Source organism: Synechococcus sp. 'PEA 65AY6A-5F PE A', from assembly GCF_047462575.1.
Lineage (GTDB): Bacteria > Cyanobacteriota > Cyanobacteriia > Thermostichales > Thermostichaceae > Thermostichus.
In genome coordinates this window covers 1-7,379 of sequence record NZ_JAOALE010000061.1, presented here as the reverse complement: position 1 = coordinate 7,379, position 7,379 = coordinate 1, and the positions used below count along the sequence as shown (strand labels likewise).

The window sequence follows — 7,379 nt, the reverse complement described above, 5'->3', positions numbered from 1 at the left end:
CTCCATCCCGCCAAGCTGCGCTGTGGCGGGAGTACCCCGGAGGTTCTGATGGAGAATATAGCCTCGAGGAGCAGCGACTTATCGAAGATCTCATCCGCTTCGACTGGCCGGAAGACCAGGGGAAAGATCTCGCTCCCCTCTCCCCTGAGAGGAGCTGGCGGCCCAGCTGCAGCGGGAGTTGCGGGAAGATTTCCTGCGCACGGCGGTGATGACAGCCGTTGCCGACGGGGTATATTCCGAGCCGGAGGACCGTCTGTTGCACCAATTGGCCGCTGCCTTCGGACTGGAGCTTCCCCAGCTCCACCTGCTCGGGGCCACGCTGGTCAATAAGGGCGCCACCTCGCCATTGCCGGCAGAGGCTCAGGCCGAGAGCGGCTATACCGACCTTTTGGCTCCCTTGCAGAAGTGGCTGGACGGCATCCAAGTCTGCGACGCGAAGGTAGCCCGCTTCTTGTGCCGTATGATCCCCGGCCAGTGCCCCTTTGAGCGGGAGGTGGTGCTGTTTGGCCGCAAGGTGATGCACATCCCCCCATGTGCAAGCTCAACCCTCTCTACGACCAGGTGGTGGCCTTGCGCTGCCGTGCCCTCTCCTTCCTGGCAGAAGCCGGGGAAGACATCAGCCAGTACACAAAAGGATAGCTTGGTAGCCCCGCACTTTAGTGCAGGGCGGAAAAGCCCGCTAGCCACTTTAGTCGCTTACCCATGATGTGGGCCGTTGATATAGTTTTGAATTACCTCAGCCCTAGCATTCCCCGCGGTACAGAAACAATAACTTCTGCTCCAAACGCTAGGCAGTTTTCGCAGGTTAGCAAACTCCTGCCTTAAATATTTAGAAGCTCTACTTTTGAATGCTTTACGAAGCGATGGGCAAGCTATGGTGAGCTTTGCGCTGAGATGGCGAGAACCCAAAACAAGCACTTTATCGCAATGTATGTTTCCGCCGCACAACAGACCTGTAAGTCTGTAGCTGGAGTGGAGCTATGCTAAGCCTGCCCAGCCCCAATCGCTGGATCCGGGAAAAGCTCTAGCAATTGACCACGGAGTCAACAACTGGCTTACGTGCGTTAGCAACTTAGGACATAGCTTCATCATTGGTGGCCGCAAAGTCAAGTCCTTTAACCAGGGGTACAACAAGGAGCTGGCTAGGCTCAAGACTCACAAGCTGCGGGGGTTTTGGTTGCAAAAGCTTGACCGAATTACGGAAACCGGAGAATGCGGTCCACAAAGCTGCGGGCAAGGTCATTGACTTCTGTTTGCACCACTCAATTGGGAGAATAGTCTTTGGTTGGAACAAAGAATGCGGTTTAGGGAAGGTCAATAACCAAAACTTTGTTTTCGTCCCAACAGGTCGGTTCAAGGAGCGTATTGCGCAATTATGTCGGCATTATGGCATGGAGTTTATTGAGGTAGAGGAGGCGTACAGCTCGCAGGCAAGCTTCCTAGATGGAGATGAGCTACCTAGTTATGGTGAAAAACCCGACGGGTGGAGACCCTCTGGAAAGCGTGTCAAGCGGGGCCTGTACCAAACGGCAAAGGGGTGGTTGGTCAACGCTGAGGCAAATGCTGCCGCCAACCTGCTTAAGAAAGTCAGCAGAACCTTGGGGCTTTGCCTTCAGGAACTGTCTAGAGGCGCTTTGACAACGCCGTTGCGGGTTCTTTTGTGGACTGCGTAAGAATCCCCCGCCTTTAGGCGGTGGGAGTCTCAATTGATAGTTCGCACTCAAGCATGGCGAAGCCGAACGCCGTCTCCACCTCTAGCTCCTCTCTCCCTTTGGGAGAAGAGCTGGGGGTGAGGGGTGCCTCTAGGAGTGCGTCTGATTGGCAGCCAGCCCCTCAAGAATAGGTGATGTCCGTCTGTCCCAAAGGGATTGCCTCCATCCCTGCCTCGGCCTCTTCCGCGCGCACCTCCTGCAAAAAGGCTTCGAGAGAAGCGTGGGCTTCCGCCTCCAGATCTGCTCCCCCTTCCGGCAGCCAGCCCAAAAGCGGCAGGGGCAAGAGGGTGGACAGGTTGGTCAATAGCAGCAGCAGCCCCAGATGGCTGAAATCGCTCTCGGTTACCCCCAGCGCGTGCATGAGCAGGGATCCCAACTCTTGAGAGAGAAACCCCGCCAGGTTAAAAGCCGACATCAGCAAGGCGAAGAGGGTAGCTTCGATTCCCGGCGGGCAGAGGCGGGCAGCCAAGACCAACACCGGCATAAAGGCAATCTGCCCTGCCACCGTCAGCACCAGGCTATCCCCCAGACTAAACCAGTGATCGTCGATGCCCCAGGCCCGGTTGAGGTGATAGACCAAAATGAGGCTGGTTAGGCCCAGCCCTGCCGAGAGAACCGTCATCCAGCCAAATAGAGGCCGCAGCGGGATCCGCCGCAGATACACCTGAAAGATCGCCACCCCCACCAAGCTGGCGACGCTGGTAACCAGCCGCACCTGGCCTAAAAACCCCGGCCCAAAGCCGAGATCGCTGGTAAAAAAATAAAACAGGGCCACGTCGGCGCTGGGGGTTGCCTGCCAGATAAAGACAAACAACACCGGCAAGAGAATGCTGGGTTGCCGCAGCGCCCGCCACACCTGTCCCACCTGCTGCCGCAAGGGATCCCAGCCAAAGGAGCAGGCCACCGGCTGATCCACAATCACCCAAGCCGCCAGGGCGATCAGCAGCGGCAACAAGGCCGTCAGCCCAAACACCACCTGGGGGGGATAGTGGGCTAGGAGTGCCCCTCCGGCATAGGCCGTGAGCAGAGATCCCAGCGCCGTCGCCCCCCAGGACAAAGACTGCAGCGTGCCCGTCCCCGCCCAGTCGCTGCCGTGAACCCGCTCCACCACCAGCGAATCCACAATGACATCCCCCACCGCCACCGCCAGGGATCCCAAAACCATCCACAGCATCGCCAACTCAGCCGTTGGCGCCCACAGGGCCATCCCTAGCCAAGCCCCACACCCCAGCAGCCCGGAGAGCAAGAGGTAGGGACGGCGGCGGTAGCCTGCCAGCGGCAGCGTATCGGAGAGGAGGCCGTAAAGAGGCTTGAGGGTCCAGGGAATGACGGCAAAGCCCATCAGCGCCGCCGTCTGCGCCGGCCCCAGGCCCAGGCTATCCTTCAAGTAAAAACTGGTGGCCAGCCGCGCCAGCCCCACCGCCCCCTGCACAAAGTACACCAGCAGGATCCCGATCAGTTCCGGCGTCCAGCAGATCTCTTGCAGGGGATCCAAAGTGGATCGGCGCAGCTGTTGCAGCAGGAGGTGAAGCATGGGCAATCTTGTCCTTGTCGCTTCCTGTCTTGGCCGTTGTCCCGTAGGACTGCTCTTGCAGCATTGTCTTGCCGCAACAATAGCAACAGCAGGAAATGAGAGTTAAGAACTTCTTTACAGTGTAACCTGCTCAACTGTAACCTGCCCAACCGGCCCACGGCTGCGATCCTCCAGACCCCCGCCTGTCAAGGCGCCGGCGGCACTTCTGTAGAGATTCCAAGCCGTGAGCTGCCTCGGGCGAACATGACTGACAATGCGAGGGATCCTTTTTTGAACTGCTCATGAGCTGGCAACGCCCCGATGGTCGCACGGCTGCCCAATTGCGCCCGATTTCCTTTCAGCGCCACTTCACCCGCTACGCTCCGGGCTCAGTGCTGGTGAAGTTTGGCGATACCCATGTCCTCTGCACCGCCAGTGTGGCCGAAGAAGTCCCCCCCTTTTTGCAGAACACCGGCCAAGGCTGGCTGACAGCGGAGTACCGCATGCTGCCCACCGCCACCCAACAGCGCCAGCCGCGAGAGACGCTAAAAGTCTCAGGCCGCACCGCCGAGATCCAACGGCTCATCGGGCGTAGCCTGCGCGCCGCCTTGGATTTCCACAAGCTGGGATCCCGCACCATCACTGTCGATGCCGACGTCCTGCAGGCCGATGGCAGCACGCGCACCGCCGCCATCACCGGTGGCTATGTGGCCCTGCACGACGCCATCACTTGGCTTTACAAACAGGGGCTGCTGGATCCGGCGCAGGGATCCCCCTTGCGGCAGCAGGTGGCAGCCCTTTCGGTGGGGATCGTGCGAGGCGAGGTGCTGGTGGATTTGTGCTACGAGGAGGACAGCCAAGCGGAAGTGGACATGAACATTGTCATGAACGAGCAGGGAGCCTTGATCGAGATTCAGGGCACCGCCGAAGCCGGCTGCTTCGACCGCTCGCAACTGTTGCAAATGTTGGATATGGCCCAGGCCGGCATCCAAGAATTGCTCCGGGCCCAGCGAGAGACTCTAAACTTGTAGCCGACGGGATTGTTGCAGCCGCGAGCCCAGCCTGAGCCTTGCAGCGGTTCCGGTCGGGCGGCTGCTGGTAGGGTTCCCAGAGTTCTGCCTTTGACACTCCCACCCAGGGGATTCTTACGCAGCCCAAAATGGACTCGCGAAGGCGCTGTCAAGACGCCCCTAGACAGTCCTTTGAGGCATAACCTCAAAGTTCTGCTTACTTCGGACTGAAGTTCCTCCAGGTTAGTTATTGCCGCGCCGGTTTTGCACCGCAGTAGGTTGTTTTCCTGGAGAAGCTCTATATAACAAAGAAGCAACTAAAGTGGCTCAAGGGCTTTTTCGCCCCGCACTCAAGTACGGGGCTACCAAGCTATCCTCTTGTGTTTCTTTTTGGTAAAGAGACGATAATGAGATGAAGCAGCCGTGAATCACGGCTGCCTCTGCAAGCTTGGGTGTGTGGCCGAGGTGAATCCCTGCGCATTTGGACTGCAGAGGCTGGCCGGGAGGATGTCCCATGTCCCATTTTGTGTTTGCAGCGGGGGAACTGGCGCCCCTGCTCCGGCAGCAAGGTCGGCAGTTTAGCACCGGCTATCTGCACCTCCACCTCAAAGGGGGGGATCCCGCCGAGGGCACGGAGCCTTGGGTGCTGACCTACTACTACGGCAGACTGCTCTTTTCCGCCGATCAGCCCCTCAACCCTCAGATCCTGCTAAAGCGCCTATCCCGCTTTATTCCCCGCCTCAACTTGGAATGGTCGCAGCGGGCTATCCGAGTGCTGCAGGAGCGGCTGATAAAAGACAACTCCCTGCCGGAACTGCTAGAGGCCATCGCCCAGTTGGGCCTGATCAAGCCAGGTGAGCTGGAAGACGCGCTCTGGCTCAACCTGCTCACCGATTTCGATCGCTATCTCTTTGAGCGGGCAGGCACCTGTTCCTTTGAAGTGCAGGAACGGGTTGCCCAAGAGGCCCCCATTGGCGGGTTTGAGTTGGAGCCGCTGCTACAAGAAGCGGCTCCCCCCCCCACGATCGCTGGGCGGAGTTGCGGGTGGCCGTTCCCACCATGCTGGCGGTGCCGGTGGTCAACTGGGATCGGGTCAACCGCTATCGCCTTACCGACGAACAGCGGCAAAAGCTACACGCCCTCACCAAAGATGGCCAGTCGCTAGAGGCCATTGCCAAGAAGCTGTGTCGGGATCGGCTGGAGGTGGCCGGCCTTTTCGCTGCCTGGGCCAAAAAAGGTCTGGTGAGCCTGCAAACGCCCCCAGAACTGCTGCAGGCTAAGCGCCACGCTCCCACAACCCTCTTGGCGGTGGACGACAGTGTCGTGATGCAAGAAATCCTGCGGCAGTACCTATCCAAATATCACGTGATCACAACGGGCAACCCCGCCGAGGTGCTCCCCCTTTTGTTTCAGCACCGGCCTCACCTGTTGTTGATGGACATCGCCATGCCCGGGATCGACGGCATAGAACTCTGCCGCATTGTGCGTAGCCTGGAAGAGTTCAAGTCTCTCCCTATCCTGATGGTTACCTCGCGGGATAGTTTGCTGGATCGCATCCGCGGCAAGTGGTCGGGAGCAACCGGCTACCTGACCAAGCCTTTTAGCGAAAGCCAGCTCGTCGCCGAGGTGGAGCGGCTTTTGGCCCAGGCCCAGCAGCAAGAGCACACCCCCTACTCTCCCCGAGGAGCCAAAACCAACCCGCCCAGCCAATGGCGGGGATCCCCTGCCCCCCTTGGGGATCAGGCCAAAGCTTAGAAAGCGGGCCAAGGAGGCCGAAACTATGTTTACGGGTCTGGTGCGCAGTTTGGGTACAGCTCAGTTGATCTCCTCTTCCCAAATACGGGTTATCTGTCCAGAGCTACAGCCGCAGTTGGCTTATGGCGACAGCGTGGCAGTGGACGGCCTCTGCCTGACGGTGGTGGAGATCCTGCCCGATGGCTTTTTGGCCGATGTCTCGTCGGAAACGCTGCGGCGCTCGGTCTGGGGCCAGGGATCCGGCCCGCGCACCGTTAACCTCGAGCCGTCCCTGCGGGTGGGAGACAAGCTGGGGGGGCATTTCGTCAGCGGCCATATCGATGGGGTGGGACAACTGTGGGAGCAAGCGGCCACCGGCAACGCCTGGGAGCTGAGCTTCAAGGTGCCGGCGGAGATCGGTCGCTACATCGTGCCCAAAGGCAGCGTGGCCGTCAACGGGGTCAGCCTGACCGTTGCCGAGGTGCGCCAGGGGGGCTGCTGGTTCAAGGTGGCGGTGATCCCGCAGACCTACCGCGAGACCAACCTCTCCTTGCTGCAGGTGGGGGATCCGGTGAACGTGGAGGCGGACATGCTGGGCAAGTATGTGGAAAAATTGTTGGGCCTGGCTCCGCCGGAGAGCGGCCTTTCTCTGGAGTTTCTGGCCGAGCACGGATACGTTTAAGTCCCTAGCGGATCTTTGCCCATCTCATGATTCAGCCGGAAGAAGCCGAACGCCTGCGTGGCGTGACCGTCTATTTGATTGGCATGATGGCCAGCGGCAAGTCCACCCTGGGAGCTGAGCTGGCCGCCCAGTTGCGCCGCCCCTTCTTCGATACCGATGCCCTGGTGGAGCAGGTGGCGGGCTGCTCGATTGCCCAGATCTTTGCCGAGCAGGGGGAGGCCCACTTCCGGGAGCTGGAAACCCAGGTGCTGGCTCAGCTCAGCGGCTACACCCGCCTGGTGGTTGCTACGGGGGGCGGCATCGTGCTGCGGCCCAAAAATTGGAGCTACCTGCACCACGGCCTCACCGTTTGGCTGGATGCGGCCCCTGAGCTCATTTGGCAACGCCTAAAGCGGGATCCTGGCCAACGGCCCCTCTTGCAAACCCCCGATCCCCAAGCTGCCCTGCAGAGGCTGATGCAGGAGCGAGAACCCTTCTACGCCCAGGCCGACGTGCGGGTGCCCATCCATTCAGAAGCCAGCCCGTCCCAGTTGGCGGAACAGGTTTGGCAGGCCATTTGCGCCCGCCTGCGAGCCCAGCCGCCTTGCAACCGATAAAAAAAGGGATCCGCAAACCTCTGGGATCCCTAGACTTGCCAGGAGCGGATCCCTGGCAAGGGGCAGGCAACGATTCCTTAGAGCGCGTTGCCGCGGGGCAGGACTTCCTCGGGGAACTCAAAGCGCTCGTGC

The 7,379-nt window shown here is 60.0% G+C and carries 8 protein-coding genes and 2 pseudogenes; 8 read left to right on the top strand and 2 right to left on the bottom strand.

Annotation, left to right across the window (positions count from 1 at the left end; all coding sequences use genetic code 11):
* The first annotated feature begins 208 nt into the window (after positions 1 to 208).
* Positions 209 to 639, top strand: a pseudogene (locus tag GG26_RS13175) (Mo-dependent nitrogenase C-terminal domain-containing protein).
* A 57-nt stretch (positions 640 to 696) separates the two neighbouring features.
* On the opposite strand, the pseudogene GG26_RS13170 reads toward GG26_RS13175, so the two are convergent.
* Positions 697 to 855, bottom strand: a pseudogene (locus GG26_RS13170) (transposase); the annotation flags it as partial.
* 112 nt (positions 856 to 967) lie between these two features.
* Here GG26_RS13170 and GG26_RS13165 point away from each other — a divergent pair.
* Together GG26_RS13165 and GG26_RS13160 are read left to right on the top strand one after the other, a co-directional pair.
* Positions 968 to 1,246, top strand: coding sequence for a transposase (locus tag GG26_RS13165; RefSeq protein WP_414391105.1), 279 nt, complete (start codon positions 968 to 970; stop codon positions 1,244 to 1,246).
* Entirely contained in the window at positions 1,188 to 1,673 is a 486-nt protein-coding gene (locus tag GG26_RS13160) for a hypothetical protein (RefSeq protein WP_414391100.1), read from the top strand. Before GG26_RS13165 ends, GG26_RS13160 begins: the two co-directional genes overlap by 59 nt.
* Positions 1,674 to 1,833: 160 nt before the next feature.
* Here the strand turns inward: GG26_RS13160 and GG26_RS13155 are convergent, their stop codons facing one another.
* Positions 1,834 to 3,246, bottom strand: a complete 1,413-nt coding sequence (locus tag GG26_RS13155; RefSeq protein WP_099812741.1) for a folate/biopterin family MFS transporter — start codon at positions 3,244 to 3,246, stop codon at positions 1,834 to 1,836.
* Between the two features lie 281 nt (positions 3,247 to 3,527).
* Between GG26_RS13155 and rph the strand changes: the two genes are divergently transcribed.
* The 5 genes from rph to GG26_RS13130 all read left to right on the top strand — a co-directional run bounded on the left by rph (position 3,528) and on the right by GG26_RS13130 (position 7,247).
* Positions 3,528 to 4,256: a ribonuclease PH gene (gene rph / locus GG26_RS13150; RefSeq protein ID WP_011431427.1), complete on the top strand. Its 729-nt coding sequence runs from the start codon at positions 3,528 to 3,530 to the stop codon at positions 4,254 to 4,256.
* Between the two features lie 493 nt (positions 4,257 to 4,749).
* Entirely contained in the window at positions 4,750 to 5,400 is a 651-nt protein-coding gene (locus GG26_RS13145; protein ID WP_414391096.1) for a hypothetical protein, read from the top strand.
* Positions 5,295 to 5,990, top strand: coding sequence for a response regulator (locus GG26_RS13140; protein ID WP_414391102.1), 696 nt, complete (start codon positions 5,295 to 5,297; stop codon positions 5,988 to 5,990). The genes GG26_RS13145 and GG26_RS13140 overlap by 106 nt, the downstream gene beginning before the upstream one ends.
* 25 nt (positions 5,991 to 6,015) lie before the next feature.
* On the top strand, positions 6,016 to 6,651 hold the full coding sequence (locus GG26_RS13135; protein ID WP_414391093.1) for a riboflavin synthase: 636 nt from the start codon (positions 6,016 to 6,018) through the stop codon (positions 6,649 to 6,651).
* Positions 6,652 to 6,677: 26 nt separating this feature from the next.
* On the top strand, positions 6,678 to 7,247 hold the full coding sequence (locus GG26_RS13130; protein ID WP_011431430.1) for a shikimate kinase: 570 nt from the start codon (positions 6,678 to 6,680) through the stop codon (positions 7,245 to 7,247).
* Positions 7,248 to 7,379: the final 132 nt, after the last annotated feature.

Bases quoted from the DNA above. Each gene is read 5' to 3' on its own strand.
- GG26_RS13155 (WP_099812741.1), bottom strand. From the start codon at position 3,246: ATGCTTCACCTCCTGCTGCAACAGCTGCGCCGATCCACTTTGGATCCC.
- rph (WP_011431427.1), top strand. From the start codon at position 3,528: ATGAGCTGGCAACGCCCCGATGGTCGCACGGCTGCCCAATTGCGCCCG.
- GG26_RS13145 (WP_414391096.1), top strand. From the start codon at position 4,750: ATGTCCCATTTTGTGTTTGCAGCGGGGGAACTGGCGCCCCTGCTCCGG.
- GG26_RS13140 (WP_414391102.1), top strand. From the start codon at position 5,295: ATGCTGGCGGTGCCGGTGGTCAACTGGGATCGGGTCAACCGCTATCGC.
- GG26_RS13135 (WP_414391093.1), top strand. From the start codon at position 6,016: ATGTTTACGGGTCTGGTGCGCAGTTTGGGTACAGCTCAGTTGATCTCC.
- GG26_RS13130 (WP_011431430.1), top strand. From the start codon at position 6,678: ATGATTCAGCCGGAAGAAGCCGAACGCCTGCGTGGCGTGACCGTCTAT.